General features: G+C 68.6%; 14 protein-coding genes. 5 read left to right on the forward strand and 9 right to left on the reverse strand.

Going from position 1 to position 16,022, the window contains the following annotated elements; genetic code table 11:
- Positions 1-43: 43 nt before the first annotated feature.
- Positions 44-520: a Crp/Fnr family transcriptional regulator gene (locus tag LRS03_RS25030; protein ID WP_257828959.1), complete on the forward strand. Its 477-nt coding sequence runs from the start codon at positions 44-46 to the stop codon at positions 518-520.
- 73 nt (positions 521-593) lie between these two features.
- On the opposite strand, the gene LRS03_RS25035 is transcribed toward LRS03_RS25030, so the two are convergent.
- Positions 594-1,124 (reverse strand): anthrone oxygenase family protein, encoded by a 531-nt coding sequence (locus tag LRS03_RS25035; RefSeq protein ID WP_257828960.1) that lies wholly within the window; start codon positions 1,122-1,124, stop codon positions 594-596.
- An 83-nt stretch (positions 1,125-1,207) separates the two neighbouring features.
- Between LRS03_RS25035 and LRS03_RS25040 the strand changes: the two genes are divergently transcribed.
- Positions 1,208-1,810 (forward strand): TetR/AcrR family transcriptional regulator, encoded by a 603-nt coding sequence (locus LRS03_RS25040; protein ID WP_257828961.1) that lies wholly within the window; start codon positions 1,208-1,210, stop codon positions 1,808-1,810.
- Positions 1,811-1,858: 48 nt separating this feature from the next.
- Here the strand turns inward: LRS03_RS25040 and LRS03_RS25045 are convergent, their stop codons facing one another.
- Positions 1,859-2,830, reverse strand: coding sequence for a patatin-like phospholipase family protein (locus tag LRS03_RS25045; protein ID WP_257828962.1), 972 nt, complete (start codon positions 2,828-2,830; stop codon positions 1,859-1,861).
- A gap of 60 nt (positions 2,831-2,890) precedes the next feature.
- On the opposite strand from LRS03_RS25045, the gene LRS03_RS25050 reads away from it, so the two are divergent.
- Positions 2,891-5,245 carry a UvrD-helicase domain-containing protein gene (locus tag LRS03_RS25050; protein ID WP_257828963.1) on the forward strand — a complete coding sequence of 785 codons (2,355 nt, stop codon included), beginning with the start codon at positions 2,891-2,893 and terminating at the stop codon, positions 5,243-5,245.
- 63 nt (positions 5,246-5,308) lie between these two features.
- On the opposite strand, the gene LRS03_RS25055 is transcribed toward LRS03_RS25050, so the two are convergent.
- The 3 genes from LRS03_RS25055 to LRS03_RS25065 form a co-directional block, all read right to left on the reverse strand.
- Complete coding sequence (locus tag LRS03_RS25055) at positions 5,309-7,279, reverse strand: PhoX family protein (protein WP_257828964.1); 1,971 nt, start codon at positions 7,277-7,279, stop codon at positions 5,309-5,311.
- A 184-nt stretch (positions 7,280-7,463) separates the two neighbouring features.
- Complete coding sequence (locus LRS03_RS25060; protein ID WP_257828965.1) at positions 7,464-8,624, reverse strand: ABC transporter substrate-binding protein; 1,161 nt, start codon at positions 8,622-8,624, stop codon at positions 7,464-7,466.
- A gap of 248 nt (positions 8,625-8,872) precedes the next feature.
- Positions 8,873-9,598, reverse strand: coding sequence for a P-loop NTPase family protein (locus tag LRS03_RS25065; RefSeq protein ID WP_257828966.1), 726 nt, complete (start codon positions 9,596-9,598; stop codon positions 8,873-8,875).
- Between the two features lie 245 nt (positions 9,599-9,843).
- Between LRS03_RS25065 and LRS03_RS25070 the strand changes: the two genes are divergently transcribed.
- Positions 9,844-11,274 carry an FAD-dependent oxidoreductase gene (locus LRS03_RS25070; protein ID WP_257828967.1) on the forward strand — a complete coding sequence of 477 codons (1,431 nt, stop codon included), beginning with the start codon at positions 9,844-9,846 and terminating at the stop codon, positions 11,272-11,274.
- Here LRS03_RS25070 and panB read toward each other — a convergent pair.
- Positions 11,249-12,103 (reverse strand): 3-methyl-2-oxobutanoate hydroxymethyltransferase, encoded by an 855-nt coding sequence (panB, locus tag LRS03_RS25075; protein ID WP_257828968.1) that lies wholly within the window; start codon positions 12,101-12,103, stop codon positions 11,249-11,251. The genes LRS03_RS25070 and panB overlap by 26 nt on opposite strands.
- Before the next feature lie 120 nt (positions 12,104-12,223).
- On the opposite strand from panB, the gene LRS03_RS25080 reads away from it, so the two are divergent.
- Positions 12,224-13,147, forward strand: coding sequence for a LysR family transcriptional regulator (locus LRS03_RS25080; protein WP_257828969.1), 924 nt, complete (start codon positions 12,224-12,226; stop codon positions 13,145-13,147).
- Positions 13,148-13,150: 3 nt separating this feature from the next.
- Here LRS03_RS25080 and LRS03_RS25085 read toward each other — a convergent pair whose 3' ends face one another.
- The 3 genes from LRS03_RS25085 to LRS03_RS25095 all read right to left on the reverse strand — a co-directional run bounded on the left by LRS03_RS25085 (position 13,151) and on the right by LRS03_RS25095 (position 16,013).
- Positions 13,151-14,380 (reverse strand): glycosyltransferase, encoded by a 1,230-nt coding sequence (locus tag LRS03_RS25085; protein ID WP_257828970.1) that lies wholly within the window; start codon positions 14,378-14,380, stop codon positions 13,151-13,153.
- Positions 14,381-14,472: 92 nt separating this feature from the next.
- A complete protein-coding gene (locus LRS03_RS25090) occupies positions 14,473-15,222 on the reverse strand; it encodes an SDR family oxidoreductase (RefSeq protein ID WP_257828971.1) in 750 nt (249 codons plus the stop codon).
- The gene (locus LRS03_RS25095; RefSeq protein ID WP_257828972.1) at positions 15,219-16,013 is read right to left on the reverse strand and encodes a BPSS1780 family membrane protein; all 795 of its coding nucleotides are present in this window, start codon (positions 16,011-16,013) and stop codon (positions 15,219-15,221) included. Before LRS03_RS25095 ends, LRS03_RS25090 begins: the two co-directional genes overlap by 4 nt.
- Between the last annotated feature and the right edge of the window lie 9 nt (positions 16,014-16,022).

Consider the following 16,022-nt stretch of genomic DNA (forward strand, 5'->3'; position numbering starts at 1 on the left):
GTCGTTATCCGCGGTTAAGAGCGGGCTGCGCTACCGTGCAGGCATGCACACGCTCGCATCCCAGCCCCTGCTCGAACACCTCGCCGGTGGGCCGCTGCCCGACTGGGCCGCCTTTGCCGACGAAGTGCAGCCCCGCACGCTCGCGGCCGGCGACGCCCTCTTCGAGACCGATGCGCCGTGGCCCTGGCTGTGTGTCGTGCGGCGCGGCCTCTTCAAGCTCGCCTACCTGCGCGAAGACGGCAGCGAGCGCATCAAGTCCTTCATCCCCGAAGGCGGCTTCTTCGCGAGCCTCGCTGCCCTGTTGCCGGGCGGGCGCACGAGCTTCACCGCGGTGGCGCTGGAAACGAGCGTGGTGGAGCCGCTCAGCTACCCGCGCATCCTCGGAATCCGGCGAGCGGCACCTGGCGTGGCAGAAGGCGCTGCGTGCCGGCATCGAGCACTACGGGCGGCGCAAGGAAAAGCGCGAGCGCGAGCTGCTGATGCTGAGCCCCGAGCAGCGCTACCGGCTCTTTCTGCATGAAGAACCTGCCCTCGCGAAACGCATTGCGCAGCAAGACATCGCGCTGTACCTCGGCATCACGCCCGTGGCCTTGTCACGCATCCGCGGCCGCATGCTGCGGGGTGATGCGCGCGCCGAGTGACGGGAAGGCCATCAGCACCAGTGCCACCAGGAAGCACGCCACGGCCACGCCGGTGCGCTGCGCGTTGGCCTCGTTCCACACGTCGCGCTGCTGCGCCCAGTCGGCCGGCGCAGCCGCCGGGTTCCACAGCGCCATCGCCTCGTTGATGGGGATGTTCACGTTGCGGGTGAACCAGAACACACCCGTGAAGTAGGCGATGGCCAGTGCGGCCCAGGCGAAGGCCGCGCGCCACTGCCGGTTGGCCACGGCAAATGCCGCCGGCACCGCGGCAAAAAAGGTCGAGCCGAAGTAGGCAATGCCGAAGGGGATGTTGCGCACCACCTTGTTGATCCACTGCTGGGTGGTGACATAGCCCTGCGCGTCGAGTTGGGCCATCGCGGGCGCCACGTCGACCCAGAAGGCGAAGAAGAAGCCCGCCATCAGGCCCAGCAGCAGGGTGGCCAGCACGGTGCTGAGGCGGTAGGCGGTGGTGGGTTCGGTCATGTTGGCTCCCTGAGTTAAATCCGTACCGTTTGGTACGGTTGCAAAATCGTACCACCAAGTACGGCATGCGACACAATGCCGGCATGCGCCAAACCCCCGAACGCCGCCTGGAAGTGCTGGACACCGCCAACCGCCTCATCGTCGAACGTGGCCTGGCCGGTTTCTCGATGCTGGCCTTGGCCCAGGCCCTGGGCATGTCGAAGGAGACGCTCTATGCCTGGTTCGGCAGCAAGTCGGCGCTGCTGGCCGAGCTGATCCAGGGCAACGCGGGCGACATGGCCCAGGTGTTGCGCGATGGGTTGGCGGGCACGCCCGACGCGGCGTCGCTGCGCAAGACGCTGGAGCGCTTCTGCAAGGCCTTGCTCGAACTTCTGTCGTCTGACAAATCGGTGGCGATCAACCGCGGCGCGGTGCACCTGGCCGAGAAGGGCGAGATGGGCGAGTCGCTGCGCACGAATGGCCGCGACGCGATGGTGGCGTTGCTGGCGCAGTATTTCGCTCATGCACGGTCACACGGCCTGCTCACCGAAGCGGGCAGGAACGAAGCCGACGTGCTGATCGCGCTCACCTTGCGCGACTGGCAGATCGAGCGCCTGCTCGGCCGCATGCCGGCGCCCACGCCGCGCCGGATGCAGGCGCGTGCGGTGGAGGCGGTGGACTTGTTCCTGCGCCTCTACGGCACCTAAACAGGGGCGTAAAGGGCGGCCAGGTCGATGCTGGAGCGTCGGCCGACATCACCAGCATGCGCGGCGAGCCAACGCTCGGCGCGCGCTCGCCCGAGGTCGCGCAGGTTCTCCAGGAAGGGCAGGTGCGCGATCAGCCGCGTTTCGCCGGCCAGTTCGCCCAGCTCTTCGTGGGCGTCGATCAGGTGCAGGTGCAGCCGGCGCAGTCGCCGCTCCAGAGCACCGATGAAGGGCCAGGTGGACTGCCGCGCCTCGGCGCAGGCTTCGGCCAGCGTGCGCGCTTCGCGCAGGAAAGTGGCGTTGAACGCGAACTCGAGCGCACGCGCCTGGATCTCGTCGGCGCTCTTCGGCGTGCGCGGGTAGTGAAACGGGGTGAGCGACACGATCACGAAGCTCGTCGATGCGGCTGCGCACGAGGGGGAAGAGCGCGGGGTTGGCGCTGTAGCCGCCATCCCAGTAGGGCTCGCCGTCGATCACCACCGCGTGGTGAAGCGTGGGCAGGCAGGCCGAGGCGAGCGCGGCGTCCACGCTCAGCTCGCGCTCGTCGAAGAGCCGCAGCCGCCCGGTGTTGGCGTGCGTGGCGGCGATGTGCAGCGCGATCGGGCTGGCCGCACGCAGGCCCTCGAAGTCGATCTGCTCCTGCAGCACCTCGCGCAAGGGGTTGGTGCCCAGCGGATTGAACTGGTAGGGCGAGAGCAGGCGCGTCCAGTGCATCAGCGCGCGGGCGGCGGCGTTCAGGCCGGGCTTGGCGGCGTCGCCTGAGGTCAGCAGGTCGAAGGGCACGCGGGTGCCGATGGCCGTCCAGAAGCGGCCGAGCGCATCGCGCGCGCCATCGGCGCCGCCGCGCCGCCAGCCGTCGGCGAGTGCGATCGCGTTCATCGCACCGGCGCTGGTGCCGCTGATCGCGGTGATGTGGAAGTGCCCGGCTTCGAGCAGGCGGTCGAGTACGCCCCAGGTGAAGGCACCGTGCGCACCGCCGCCTTGCAGGGCGAGGCCGAGGGAGGGTTTCTGGAATCGTGGCATCGAGGGCATCCAAGGGTGATGGCAGGAAGCATGCCGGGGGTGGTTTCCTAGAATGTGTCGATGACCGCCAACCTGCCTCTTTTTTCACCCCACGCCTCGGAAGACGCGCCCACCGGCCACGAACCGCAAGGGCTGCTGCGCGGGCTCAACCCCGAGCAGCTGGCGGCCGTCACGCTGCCGGCGAAGCCGGCGCTCATCCTTGCCGGCGCAGGCTCGGGCAAGACGCGCGTGCTCACCACGCGCATCGCCTGGCTGATCCAGACCGGCCAGCTCACGCCGGGTGGCGTGATGGCGGTGACCTTCACCAACAAGGCGGCCAAGGAGATGCTCACGCGCCTGGCCGCGATGCTCCCGGTGCCGGTGCGCGGCATGTGGGTCGGCACCTTCCACGGGCTTTGCAACCGTTTCCTGCGCGCGCACTGGAAGCTGGCGAACTTGCCGCAAGGCTTCCAGATCCTCGATTCGAGCGACCAGCTCTCGGCCGTCAAGCGGGTCATCAAGGCGATGAACCTGGACGAAGAGCGCTACGTGCCCAAGCAGGTGACGTGGTTCATCGCCGGCAGCAAGGAAGAAGGCCTGCGCCCGAAAGACGTGGACGTGCGCGACGAGATGAGCCGCGTGATGGTGCAGGTGTACGAAGCGTATGAAGCGCAGTGCCAGCGCGAGGGGGTGGTCGACTTTGCCGAGCTGATGCTGCGCACCTACGAGCTGATGCGCGACAACGCCGCCCTGCGCGAGCACTACCGCGCACGCTTCCGCCACATCCTCGTCGACGAGTTCCAGGACACCAACCGCCTGCAGTACGCGTGGCTCAAGATGTTCGCCGGCCCGCAGACCGCGGTGTTCGCCGTCGGCGACGACGACCAGAGCATCTACGCCTTCCGCGGCGCGCAGGTCGGCAACATGAAGGCCTTCGAGCATGAGTTCGGCGTCGAGCAGCTGATCAAGCTGGAGCGCAACTACCGCTCCTACGGCAACATCCTCGACGCGGCCAACGAGCTGATCTCGCACAACGCCGACCGCCTGGGCAAGAACCTCAGCACCGAAGCCGGCCCCGGCGAGCCGGTGCGGGTGTTCGAGGCCACCAGCGATTTCGCCGAGGCGCAGTGGATGGTGGACGAAGCCCGCCAGCTGCACCGCGACGGCACCGACCGCAGCAACATCGCGGTGCTCTACCGCAGCAACGCGCAAAGCCGGGTGATCGAAAGTGCGCTCTTCAACGCCGGCGTGCCCTACAAGGTGTATGGCGGCCTGCGCTTCTTCGAGCGGGCCGAAGTGAAGCATGCGCTCTCCTATCTGCGCCTGATCGAGAACGCGAACGACGACACGAGCTTCCTGCGGGTGGTGAACTTCCCCACGCGCGGCATCGGCGCGCGCACGATCGAGCTGCTGCAGGACGCTGCACGCCAGAGCGGGCGCAGCCTGTCGCAGAGCGTGACGGCGGTGCCCGGCAAGGGTGGCGGCAACCTGCAGGCCTTCGTTGCGCTGATCGACGCGATGCGCGAGGCCACCAAGGGCCTCAACCTGCGCCAGATCATCGAGCACGTGCTGCACGAAAGTGGCCTGATCGACTTCTACAAGGCCGACAAGGAAGGCCAGGACCGGATCGAGAACCTTGAGGAACTGGTCAACGCTGCCGAGGCCTTCGTCACGCAGGAAGGTTTCGGCAAGGATGCGGTCGCGTTGCCCATCGACGAGCAGCGCGAAGCCGCAGCCGCCGACATGGCCCCCGATGCCGAGACGGGCGAGATCATGTCGCCGCTCGCGGCTTTTCTCACCCATGCATCCCTCGAAGCCGGCGACAACCAGGCCCAGGCCGGGCAGGACGCCGTCCAGCTGATGACGGTTCACGCGGCCAAGGGGCTGGAGTTCGACGCCGTCTTCATCACCGGGCTGGAAGAAAGCCTCTTCCCGCACGAGAACAGCATGTCGGACGTGAAGAGCCTGGAAGAAGAGCGCCGCCTGATGTATGTGGCGATCACGCGCGCCCGCAAGCGCCTGTACCTGAGCTTCAGCCAGACCCGCATGCTGCACGGGCAGACGCGCTACAACATCAAGAGCCGCTTCTTCGACGAGCTGCCCGAGAGCGCTCTGCGCTGGATCACGCCGCGCAACCAGGGCTTCGGTTCGGGCTTTGCGCGCGAGTACCAGTCGGCGTGGGCCAAAGGTTCAGGCCTGGGCTCCATCGTCGGCGCGGGCAACGTCGCACCGCGCGCCGCGGCGTCGGCCGGTCCGGTCACCAAGAGCAGCCACGGCTTGCGCACCGGCCAGAGCGTCTTCCACACCAAGTTCGGCGAGGGCGTGCTGGTCACGCTCGAAGGCACCGGCGACGACGCGCGGGCGCAGGTCAACTTCGGTCGCCACGGGATGAAGTGGCTGGCGCTCTCGGTGGCGAAGCTGACCCCGATCGAGTAGCGAAAAAAGCCGCAGGCCCCTTGCAGGGCACTGCGGCTTTCGAGGGCAGCGCGGTCAGCGCGATCAGGTGCCGACCACCCCGCCGTTTTCCTTCCAGATCACGACCGTGGCCGCACGCGGGCGACCGCCCGCCGCTTCGGGCCACTGCGAGAACGCGAGCGGGTCGGCCTCGGGCGTGGCCGCCGGGCGGCGCGGGTGGTTGCCGTACTCACCCGGGTGCTGCACGTTCACGAACAGGTACTTCTGGTCGGGCGTCCAGGTGATGCCGGTGATCTCGCAGCCCGACGGGCCGACGAGGAATCGCCGGATCTCGCGGGTTTGCGGGTCGGCCACCAGCATCTGGTTGTTGCCCATGCCGGCGTAGTTGCCGGTGTTCGAGAAGTTGCCGTCGGTCTGGATCCACAGCCGGCCCTGGGCGTCGAAGGCGAGGCCGTCGGGGCTGTTGAACAGGTTGTTGGCGTTGATGTTCGACGAGCCCGCCTGCAGGCCGCCGGCCGGGTGGGCCGGGTTGCCGGCGAGCACGAAGAGGTCCCACTCGAAGGTGATGGCGGCGGCGTCGTTGCCGGCTTCGCGCCAACGCACGATCTGGCCGTAGATGTTGCTCGTGCGCGGGTTGGCTTCATCGGCGACAGTGCGGCCGCTGTTGTTGGTCAGCGTGAGGTAGACCTCGCCGGTGCTCGGGTGCACCGTCACCCACTCGGGACGGTCCATCGGCGTGGCGCCCACCGCATCGGCTGCAAGGCGGGTGTTGACCAGCAGGGTGCCCATGTCGGGGTACAGGTCGGCCAGCGTGCCACCGGCGGTACGCGGGGTCGTGAGCGTGAGCGGAATCCAGGTGCCCGTGCCCATCATGTCGTTGGCGGTGGCACCGGCGCTGAAACGCGCGACGTAGAGCGTGCCGGTCTCGAGCAGGTTGCGGTTGAGCTGCGGCGTGGCCGGGTCGTAGCGGCCGTCGGAGACGAACTTGTAGACGTAGTCGTTGGCCTGGTCGTCGCCCATGTAGACCACCACGCGCTTGTCGGCGGCCAGGGTCTGCGCGGCGTTCTCATGCTTGATGCGGCCGAGGGCGGTGCGCTTCTTTGGCGCGGACGAGGGATCGAACGGGTCGATCTCGACGATCCAGCCCATGCGGTTGCTCTCGTTGGGCTCGGCGGCGTAGTCGAAGCGGCGATCGTGCAGTTCCCAGCGATAGCCCGACTGCGCGGCCGGGATGCCGTAGCGGCGCTGGTTGGCGTTGCGCGTGTCGGCGCCGGCGGTCGTGCCGAAGTAGCCGTTGAAGTTTTCTTCGCAGGTGAGGTAGGTGCCCCACAGCGTGAAGCCGTTGCCGCAGTTGTTGAGCGTGCCCAGCACCACCTCGCCGGCCGGGTCAGCGCTGGTGCGCATCAGGGAGTGGCCCTTGGCCGGGCCGGTGATGACCATCGGCGTGTTGGCGTGGATGCGGCGGTTGTAGGCCGAGGGAATCACCACCTGCCAGGCGCCGTTGACCAGGCGCACGTGGGCGACCGACACGCCGTGGCCATGCTGGCCCTTGCGCACGTGGTCCAGCGACCAGGGTGTGGCGCCGGAGCGGATGTCGGGCGTGTAGAAGAACTCGTCGTTGATGTACTCGTGGTTCATCACGAGCAGGCCTTCGGTGCTGCTGCCGTTGATCGGGAAGAAGTGCATCCCGTCATGGTTGTCGCCGAACTGCAGGCGCTGGGCTTCGCTGTCTTCGCCGGCATCGCCGCGCCAGGCGGGCGAGTTGGGGAAGAGCGGGTCGCCCCAGCGGCAGAACACGGCCGAGCGGTAGCCGGTGGGCACGGTGATGGTGTCGCCGCTGTTGGTGGCGACGGCGCTGAAGCCGAGCATCACCGGCGCGGGGGTGTCGTTGTCACCGCCGCCGCAGGCCGACAGGCCGCCGCCGAGGAAGCCGACCGCGCCGACCGCCAGGCCCGCCTTCAGGAAGCCACGGCGCGAGCGCACCTGCGCCGCGATGTCGTTGAAATGGGTGTTGCCGGACGCATTGGTGGGAATGTCGTCGCTATCGAAAGTCATCAGTGTTCCTTCAAGGGTCGAATTCGTTCAGTGCTTGCGCCTCCCTGAACTCGGCCGGGATGATGGAAGTGCTCGATGACGATTCAGTGTCGGTGTTGCGACGACTCCATGACGTCGATGTGACGCGCGGGGCGCATGCCCCCGTCCAACGGGGCTGCGCCTGGGCTGGGCGGTTGGCGTGTACTCAGCGCAGCAGGCGCCCGCCGCTGCCGATCACGGTGACCTCGACGAAGCGCGAGCCCACGCGGTTGTCGCCGCCGAAGTTGACCTTGAAGCCGCCGACGTCGTAGTCGCGCATGTCGGCGAGCTGTTGCAGCACGCGCTCGCGGCTCGGGTCGGCGCGCGAGCGCTTCACTGCCTCGACCAGCACCTTGGCGGCGATGAAGCCTTCCATGCTGGCGTAGGAGATGGTCTTGGTCGGCTGGTGCTGCTTCATGGCCGCATGGAACTCGCGCACCACCGGCACCGGCGAGGCCATGTTGTAGGGGAAGGGCATCACCTGCGAGATGCCCACGCCACGGGCCAGCTCGTCGCCGGTGTTCTTCAGGAGCTCCTTGAAGTTGACCACCGAGATGCTGAAGAGGCGGGCTCGGTTGCCGCTGTCGCGCAGCTTCTTGATGAGGGCCGACGAGGCACGGTTCACCGCGACCATGATCACCGCGTCGGGCTTGGCGTCGCCGATGGCACGGGCGGCGGCGTCGATGTCGTCGGGCTTGGTGCGGTCGTAGTGGCCGGTGGCCACGGCCTTCAGGTTGAGCTTCTCCAGCGCGCGCTCCGCGCCGATCAGGCCACCCTTGCCGAAGCCGTCGTTCTGGTAGAAGACCGCGAACTTGCGCAGGCCCAGCGTGTGCAGGTGCTCCACCATCTTGGCCGTCTCGTCGGTGTAGCTGGCGCGGATGTGGAAGAGGTAGGGGTTCGGCGGCACGCGCAGCTCTTCGGCGCCGGTGTAGGGCGCGAGCAGGGCGATCTTGTTGTCGGTGAGGATGTTGTTCTTGTTGAGCGCGCCGATGTTGGCCGTGCCCACGTAGCCGAAGAGGGCCACCGGGTTGTCTTTCTCCAGGATCTCTTTCGTGGCGGCGACGGTGGCGTCGGGCTTGTATGCGTCATCCTTCTGCACCACCCGGATCTTGCGGCCGTAGACGCCGCCCTTGGCGTTGACGGTGGCGAAGTAGGCGGCGGCGCCAGCCGAGTATTCGTCGCCGGTGCCGGCGATCACGCCAGTGAGCGGCACCACCTGGCCGATGACCACCTCATTGGCGGCCTGTGCGGTGAAGGCGCTGAAGGCCAGCGCGGCAGCGCCCAGCAGCGGGGCGAGGAAAGAAGGAATCCGTCGAACCTGATGCATGTGTCGTCTCCATCGTGTGTGCGGCTGACATGCCGCTTCTGGTGCGCCGCAGTCTAGGCGTGGCCGTGCGGGCATCGCACGCGGGCGAGCCCTCCTGGACGTGACGCTGTGCACACGAGCAACAGTTTTGAAAGGCTGTTCTGCAGAGCGGGCGGCGATCGACTTGGGCGGGTACCTTAGAAAGAAAAACACCCGCTCGGGTCCCCGGGCGGGTGTTTCGGAAGCCGGCCTCGAGAGGCCTTCAGCGCCTACTTGTCGGTCTTCATGATGCCGCTCACACCTCGATCTCGTCGAGTCTCGCGGTAGATGTCGCGCATCCACATCTTCAGGCGCTGGCGCTCCATCAGGCCGAGGCTGTTGGGGCCTTCGCTTTCCTGCGGCGTCTTGGCCTTCCAGAAGCTGCTGCTGGTGGCGTCGATCTTGTTGATGACGGTGTCGTGGAGCTTGCGCATGGTCACGATCTGCGCGCCGAGCGACATGGCGCGCGACTGTTCGCCCGACTGTTCGAGCACATGGAAGTCGCTGCCGCGCACGTGGTTGCGCACCAGCACGTACTTGAGCGCGGGGCCAAAGCGGTCGAGCAGCCGCTTGAGCAGGTCGACGGAGTCCTTGCCGGTATCCATCACGTGCCAGTAGTGGATGCTGGAGCCCATCTCGTCGACGAGGTTGAGCACGCCGGAGTCGTCCATCCACTTGACCAGCGGCTCGTGCGTCTGGGCGGCCAGGTCGACGAGGATGCGGCGCTGCGGTTGGTCCACCGTGGCCTCGACGATCGAGTCGAGGGCTTCGTAGCGGTCGACCACCACCGGCGAGGCATAGCCCGCATAGAAGCGCATCAGCGCGCCGTGCGAGCGATCGGTGTCGAAGCCGAGGAAGGGCAGCTGCTTGTCGATCATGTACTGCGCCAGCACGCGGGCCAGCAGCGATTTGCCGACACCGCCTTTTTCACCACCGATGAAGTGGATATTGCTCATCGAGTCGATCTCCTGTCCGTGAGGCCCCTGGGTGGGGCGAGTATCCCCGCAATCCCGGCCGGGTCACGCGGCTGTCGCGCCGCTGTCACGCATCGTTCATGCCTGCGTCCTATGCTGCCGCGCCTGTGCCGCCCGAACGATGGAGGGCGCGTGGGGAACTGACATCCCCGCCGAAGAACCAAGAGCATGAGAGCGTTGGGCCGCGGTTTCCCGCGGCTCTTTTTTGGGCGGGGTAGATTCGCCGCATGGCCGAACGCACCCCCACCGACGAACGCATCATGACCTCCGAGGTGTTTGCGCGCAGCAGTGCGCGCGAGCCCCGCGGCGACCACGGCCACGTAGCCGAAGCGGCACGCCAGTTGCCCGTGTACCGCCGCTGCCAGGTGCTGGTGGTCGGGGGTGGCCCGTCGGGCACGGCAGCAGCAGCGTGTGCGGCACGCCAGGGGGCCGACGTGGTGCTGATGGAGCGCTACAACCACCTCGGCGGCCTGTCGACCGGCGGGCTCGTGATCTGGATCGACCGCATGACAGACTGGGCCGGCGTGCCGGTGATCCGCGGCTTTGCCGACGAGGTGTTCGCGCGCCTGCCGGCCGAAGCGGTGGCCGGGCCGCCGCACGAGGAATGGGGTTCGGCCGACGCGGCGCACGCCGCGCACTGGGCGCCGCGAACGGCGGCGTTTCACGGCATCGTCACCTGGTCGCCCACGCTCGACCCGGAGCGGCTGAAAAGCCTCTCGCAGGAGCTGCTCATCGAGCGCGGCGTGAAGCTCATCTACCACGCGTGGGCCGCCGACCCGCTGGTGGACGACAACCGGGTGCGCGGCGTCACCTTCGAGAGCAAGGAAGGCCGCATGGCCATCCTTGCCGACGTGGTGATCGATGCGACTGGCGATGGCGATCTGTTTGCCCGCGCCGGCGCGGCCTTCGACAGCGACATCGACGCCGAAGACATCCACCACTGCATGAACACCGCCTGGCTCTTCGGCGGCGTCGACATGAAACGCTGGATCGCATTTCGCACCGGCGAGCCGGAGCGTTATGCGGCCTTCATGCAGAGCGGGCGCGAGGCGTGTGGTCTGTTCGACAAGCCGTTCGTCTCATGGCGCGACGACATCGCGCTGTTCCTCGGGCCGCGGCAGTCGGGCTACTCGGCGCTCGACGTCGACGACCTCACCGCCGTCGAGGTGCGCTCGCGGCGCGCGATGGCGCAACACCTGGCCCACTACCGCGCGCATGCGCCGGGCTTCGAGCAGGCCTACCTGCTGCAGAGTGCGCCGCAGATCGGCGTGCGGCATGCGCGGCGGCTGAAGGGCGTGGCGAGTGTGCTGCGCTCGCAGTGGCCGCTCGGCGCGGCCCTGGTCGACGAGATCGGCGTGTCGCCCTCGGTGTCGCCCAAGTTCCCGAGCATCTCGATTCCCTACGGTGCCTTGGTGCCGCAGTCGCTCGACGGGTTGCTCGCCTGCGGGCGCCATGTGTCGTGCGACCCGGCCTCGCATGGCTTCATGCGCGAGATCCCGCAGTGCTGGGTGACCGGCCAGGCCGCCGGCGTGGCGGCGGCACTGGCGGTGCAGCAAGGGGTGTTGCCGAGAGACGTGAACGTGCCGGCCTTGCAGCGGGCCCTGCTGGAACAAGGCGTGGTGCTGCGCGCGCTCAGTGCGTCGCCAGCAGCGACTTGAAGCTGTCTTTCGAGGCGGGCGTGAGGTCGGAGGTCTGCTCCGGCCCCGGGAACTGGCGCGCGCCCACGTCGGCGACGTAGCGCTTGGCGGCCGCTGCGATGTCTTGCGCCACGTTGAGGTAGCGGCGCGTGTGGCGCGGCTGGAAGTCGGTGTAGAGGCCGAACAGGTCGTGGAAGACCTGGATCTCGCCATCGCAGCGCGGCCCCGAGCCGATGCCGATCGTGGGGATGGTGAGGCGTTTCGACACCTCTTCCGCCACGGTGGCCGGCACCAGCTCCAGCACCACCGCGAAGGCGCCGGCCGCCTGCAGTGCGAGCGCGTCTTCGAGCAATGACACGGCTGCCGTGGGCTCCTTGGCCTGCACCCGCGCGCCGCCGAGTGCGTGCACCGACTGCGGCGTGAAGCCGAGATGCCCGCACACCGGCACGCCGCTCTTGACCATGCGCTGCACCAGCGGCGCGATCTCGGCGCCGCCTTCGAGCTTGACGGCGCCCACGCGGCCTTCTGCCATCAGCCGCCCGGCGTTGCGTACCGCGTCGTCGGCCGAGGCCTGGTAGCTCATGAAGGGCATGTCGCCCACCACCAGCGCGCGCTGCGTGCCGCGCACGACGAGCCGCGCGTGGTAGATGACCTGGTCGAGCGTGACCGGCAGCGTGGTGTCTTCGCCCTGCACCACCATGCCCAGCGTGTCGCCCACCAGCAGCAGCGGCACGTTGGCCGCGTCGAGCATCTGGGCCGAGGTGTAGTCGTAGCAGGTAAGGGCGGCCACCCGTTCGCCGCGGGCTTTCATCGCGACGATGTCGCGGGTGCTGAGTCGGATCGTCTTCATGGCATGGGCTTCACGGCGGGTGAAGCAGGAGTGGAGACGGGGCGCACCTTGCCACCCGGCCAGATGGCAGTCAACGCTAAGATTTGCCGCAATCTTCTTAGCTTCAGCTAATGTCTCGCCATGACCCTGGAAGACCTGCGCATCCTCGTCGCCGCCTGTGAAGCGGGCAGCCTGAGTTCACTCGCGCGCGACCTGAAGCGCACGCAGTCGGCGGTGAGCCAGCACATTGCGCGGCTCGAAGCCGAGCTGGGTGTGAAGCTCTTCGACCGCCATGCGCGCGGCGTGGCGCCCACGGCGGCCGGGCGGGTGCTGAAAGACTTCGCGCTCGAAGGGCTGGACGCGATCGAGGTGGGCCTGCAGCGCATCCGCGCGCTGCAGCACGGCGAAGCCGCCACGCTCAGCATCACCACCGGCGGCACCACGGTGCGCCATTTCATGATGGATGCGATCGTGAAGTTCCGAAAGAAGCATCCGGGCGTGAACCTGCGCTTCCTGCCCGCGGGCTCGACCCGGCGCTGCTTCGAGATCCTGCGCCTCGCGCAGGCCGACCTCGGTTTCATCACGATCGGCGAGCCGGCGCGTGGCATCCGCGTGCGCACGGTGGCGCAGCAGCAGCTCTTCCTGCTGGCCGCGATTGACGATGCACTGGCGTCGAAGCGGCGCCTCCACGTGGCCGATCTCGCCGGCATCCGCTACCTGGGGCTGTCGGGCGGCACCACGCACCAGAGTGCGATCGAGCAGGCGGCCCAGGAGCGTGGGCTCGACCTCAAGGCCGAGATCGTGTTCGACGATTTCGACACCGCCAAGGTCTTCGTCGAGCTGGGCCTCGGGCACGCCATCGTGCCGGCGGTGCATGCGCACAACTTCGCGAAGACCGGCACGGTGAAGGCGATCCCGATCGTCGACCTGCCGGCGGTGTCGATCGGCTGGGCGTTCCGCCACTGGCAGCACCTGTCGCCGGCGGCGCGCGATTTCGCGGCACTGATGGATCAGGCGCTGGCGCGCATGGCGAAGTCGGTTGCCGGCTTCTCCTTGGCTTCTTGACGGCTACGCGGGCTGCTTGAAGCCCACCGGCCGCGGCGGCAGCGGCACCTGCTGGCCGTCCTCGATCCAGCGTTCGAGCTGCTGCGCGACCTCGTCGGCGCTCGGCATCTGTGCGATCTCGTGCGCCAGCCGCGCGGCGGTGCTGCGGAAGCCGGGCTCGCTCAGGAGCTGCTGCACCGCATGGCGGATGGCGTAGAGGTTCTGCTCGGCACCCAGCAGCACCATGCCGGCGCTGCTGTGCTCCAGCGCGGCGGTGTTGACGAACTGGTCGGCCATCTGCGGCAGCGCGAGTTGCGGCAGGCCGTGCGCGGCGGCGGCGTAGACGGTGCCGGCGCCGCCGTGCGAGATGACGAGCTGGCAGTGCGGCAGCAGCTCGGCCTGCGACACGTAGCGCTGCGCGTGCATCAGGGGCGGCAGCGGGGCGAGCTGCTCGGGCTCGACGTCGGGGCCGGTGGCCACCACCACGCGCAGCGGCAGGCCCGACAGGGCCGCCAGCACGGTGCGCAGCAGCTCGGGGCGGTTGAGCATGGTGCCTAGGCTCAGGTAGACGAGCGGCAGGTCGTCGTGGGTCGCGAGCGCACCCGGCAACAGCTGCGACAGCGCCACGGGTGGCGTGGTCGCGGCATCCCCCGGCTGCAGCGCATGGGCGGGCAGGCTGGCCGGCAGCGGCTCGGGCTGCAGGCTCGGCGGGCAGATGTCGAGGTAGAGGTGGCGGTACAGGCCGGCGTCGGGGGGTGGTGGCTCGCCGGTGAGCCGCCGCCAGTGGCTGGCGAGGTGGGACACCGCCTCTTCCACCCGGTGGGCGGGCAGCGGCATGCCGAAGCCCTGGGTCACATGCGGCACGCCGGCCACCTGCGCCGCCAGCGGCACGGCCAGTGCGGCGTTTTCGCCGATCACGAGGTCGGGCTTGAAGGCCTGGAGGGCGGCCTGCAGCGGGGCCAGCATGCGGGTGGCGATCACCGCGCCATAGAGCTTTGGAAAGATGCGCGCAGCCGCGTCGGTGCCGCGGGCGGCTGAAAGCTCGGGCCAGCGCCCGAAGAGGCGGAAACGCGCCGACTGCCAGCTCGGCCCCACGTCGAAACAGGGCACCGGCAGGTGCACCGGCACCAGCGCGTGCGTCTCGGCGGCGCCGGCCCAGGCCACGCCGTGGCCACGTGCGTGCAGGGCCTGCAGCAGCGGCAACAGGGCCCGCACATGGCCTTCGCCCGGGGTGGTGCAGAAGAGGACGCGCATACGCTCACTCTAGGCGTCAGCTCCCCGGGTGGGAATAGTCAGTTCTCAGCACGGCAGGGGCTGCCGTGCCGCTTCTCACGACCCGGGCGTTTTCAGCCGCGGCCGACGTAAGGCATCTTGGTGGCCATGATCGTCATGAACTGCACGTTGGCTTCCAGCGGCAGCGAGGCCATGTGCACCACGGCGTCGGCCACGAGCTGCACGTCCATGCGCGGCTCGACCATCATCTGCCCATTGGGCTGCAGGATGCCGCGCGCCATGCGCTCGGTCATCTCGGTGGCGGCGTTGCCGATGTCGATCTGGCCGCAGGCGATGTCGTACGCACGGCCGTCGAGCGAGGTCGACTTGGTGAGGCCGGTGATCGCGTGCTTGGTGGCGGTGTAGGGGGCGGTGAACGGGCGCGGGGCATGCGCCGAGATGGAGCCGTTGTTGATGATGCGGCCGCCGCGCGGGTCTTGCGCCTTCATGATCCTGAATGCTTCTTGCGTGCAGAGGAAGGCGCCGGTGAGGTTCACGTCGACCGTGTTCTTCCACTGCTCGTAGGTGAGGTCTTCGAGCGGGACCGGCGGCGTGCCGCCGCCGGCGTTGTTGAAGAGCAGGTCGAGGCGGCCGAAGCGGGCGAAGGCGGCGGCGAAGAGGGCCTTCACCGAGGCCGGGTCGGCCACGTTGGCGGGCACGGCCAGCGCGTGGGCGCCGAGGTCGCCTGCGTCGGCGATGGCCTTGTCGAGCAGCTCGGCCCGCCGCCCGGCCAGCACCACGCCGTAGCCCGCGCGCAGCAGGGCCAGGGCCGAGGCTTTGCCGATGCCGGTGCCGGCGCCTGTCACGAGGGCGATCTTCATCATGCGGTGGGCTCCGAAGCGGTGGGCGGGCCGAAGCAGTCGGCGTAGGTGAAGTACAGCGAGGCGTAGAAGACGGCCATCATCAGGAAGGCCACCGGCACCATCAGGGCCATGGCCGTCTGCTGGCTCGAAGCGCCCAGGAGGCCGATCAGCAGCGACGCGGCCAGCGCCACCAGCAGCACCGCCGCGGCGTTGGTCAGCGCGTAGACGATGAAGGCGCCCTTGTTGCGCCACACCGCCACCACGCTTGAAAAGAGGGCCTGGCCAGCGGAGTGGCCGCCCCAGTGCACCAGGGCGGGCGCGTACCAGAAGGGCACGCTCAGCAGCACCGTCGTGCCACCGATCCACAGCAGGCCGGTCTGCAGGCGCGGGTCGAGCGCCGGCGGCGGTGCGTTGGAGCCGGGCGGTGGCGGCGTGGGCATCACGACGTCGTTGCCGACGATGAGCGCAAAGCCGCCGATCACCACCACCATCACCAGCGCGTAGATCGCGCCCAGCTGCCACAGCGTGCGCCGCCGGCGCGGGTCGCCCTGCAGCGGGGCCACGAAGACCTGCAGGCTCGGCGGCGCGCCCTGCAGCACCTGCTGGGTGGTGAGCATGAAACCGAGCGTGACCAGGGGCAGCGCCGCCCACATGACGATGGTGCCCAGGAGGGGGATCAGCTGCACCACGATGGCCAGCAGCATCCACATGCCGATCAGGCTCATGTAGAGCATCGGCCGCGAAGCGAAGGCGCGCAGCCCGAGCAGCACCCACTGGGCGCCGCGGCTGGCGGGAACGGTAAGGAGTTTCATGGGCTCGAT

The sequence above is a fragment of the Rhizobacter sp. J219 genome, assembly GCF_024700055.1.
In the GTDB taxonomy this organism is placed as follows: domain Bacteria; phylum Pseudomonadota; class Gammaproteobacteria; order Burkholderiales; family Burkholderiaceae_C; genus Rhizobacter.

Bases quoted from the DNA above. Each gene is read 5' to 3' on its own strand.
- LRS03_RS25030 (WP_257828959.1), top strand. From the start codon at position 44: ATGCACACGCTCGCATCCCAGCCCCTGCTCGAACACCTCGCCGGTGGG.
- LRS03_RS25035 (WP_257828960.1), bottom strand. From the start codon at position 1,124: ATGACCGAACCCACCACCGCCTACCGCCTCAGCACCGTGCTGGCCACC.
- LRS03_RS25040 (WP_257828961.1), top strand. From the start codon at position 1,208: ATGCGCCAAACCCCCGAACGCCGCCTGGAAGTGCTGGACACCGCCAAC.
- LRS03_RS25045 (WP_257828962.1), bottom strand. From the start codon at position 2,830: ATGCCACGATTCCAGAAACCCTCCCTCGGCCTCGCCCTGCAAGGCGGC.
- LRS03_RS25050 (WP_257828963.1), top strand. From the start codon at position 2,891: ATGACCGCCAACCTGCCTCTTTTTTCACCCCACGCCTCGGAAGACGCG.
- LRS03_RS25055 (WP_257828964.1), bottom strand. From the start codon at position 7,279: ATGACTTTCGATAGCGACGACATTCCCACCAATGCGTCCGGCAACACC.
- LRS03_RS25060 (WP_257828965.1), bottom strand. From the start codon at position 8,624: ATGCATCAGGTTCGACGGATTCCTTCTTTCCTCGCCCCGCTGCTGGGC.
- LRS03_RS25065 (WP_257828966.1), bottom strand. From the start codon at position 9,598: ATGAGCAATATCCACTTCATCGGTGGTGAAAAAGGCGGTGTCGGCAAA.
- LRS03_RS25070 (WP_257828967.1), top strand. From the start codon at position 9,844: ATGGCCGAACGCACCCCCACCGACGAACGCATCATGACCTCCGAGGTG.
- panB (WP_257828968.1), bottom strand. From the start codon at position 12,103: ATGAAGACGATCCGACTCAGCACCCGCGACATCGTCGCGATGAAAGCC.
- LRS03_RS25080 (WP_257828969.1), top strand. From the start codon at position 12,224: ATGACCCTGGAAGACCTGCGCATCCTCGTCGCCGCCTGTGAAGCGGGC.
- LRS03_RS25085 (WP_257828970.1), bottom strand. From the start codon at position 14,380: ATGCGCGTCCTCTTCTGCACCACCCCGGGCGAAGGCCATGTGCGGGCC.
- LRS03_RS25090 (WP_257828971.1), bottom strand. From the start codon at position 15,222: ATGATGAAGATCGCCCTCGTGACAGGCGCCGGCACCGGCATCGGCAAA.
- LRS03_RS25095 (WP_257828972.1), bottom strand. From the start codon at position 16,013: ATGAAACTCCTTACCGTTCCCGCCAGCCGCGGCGCCCAGTGGGTGCTG.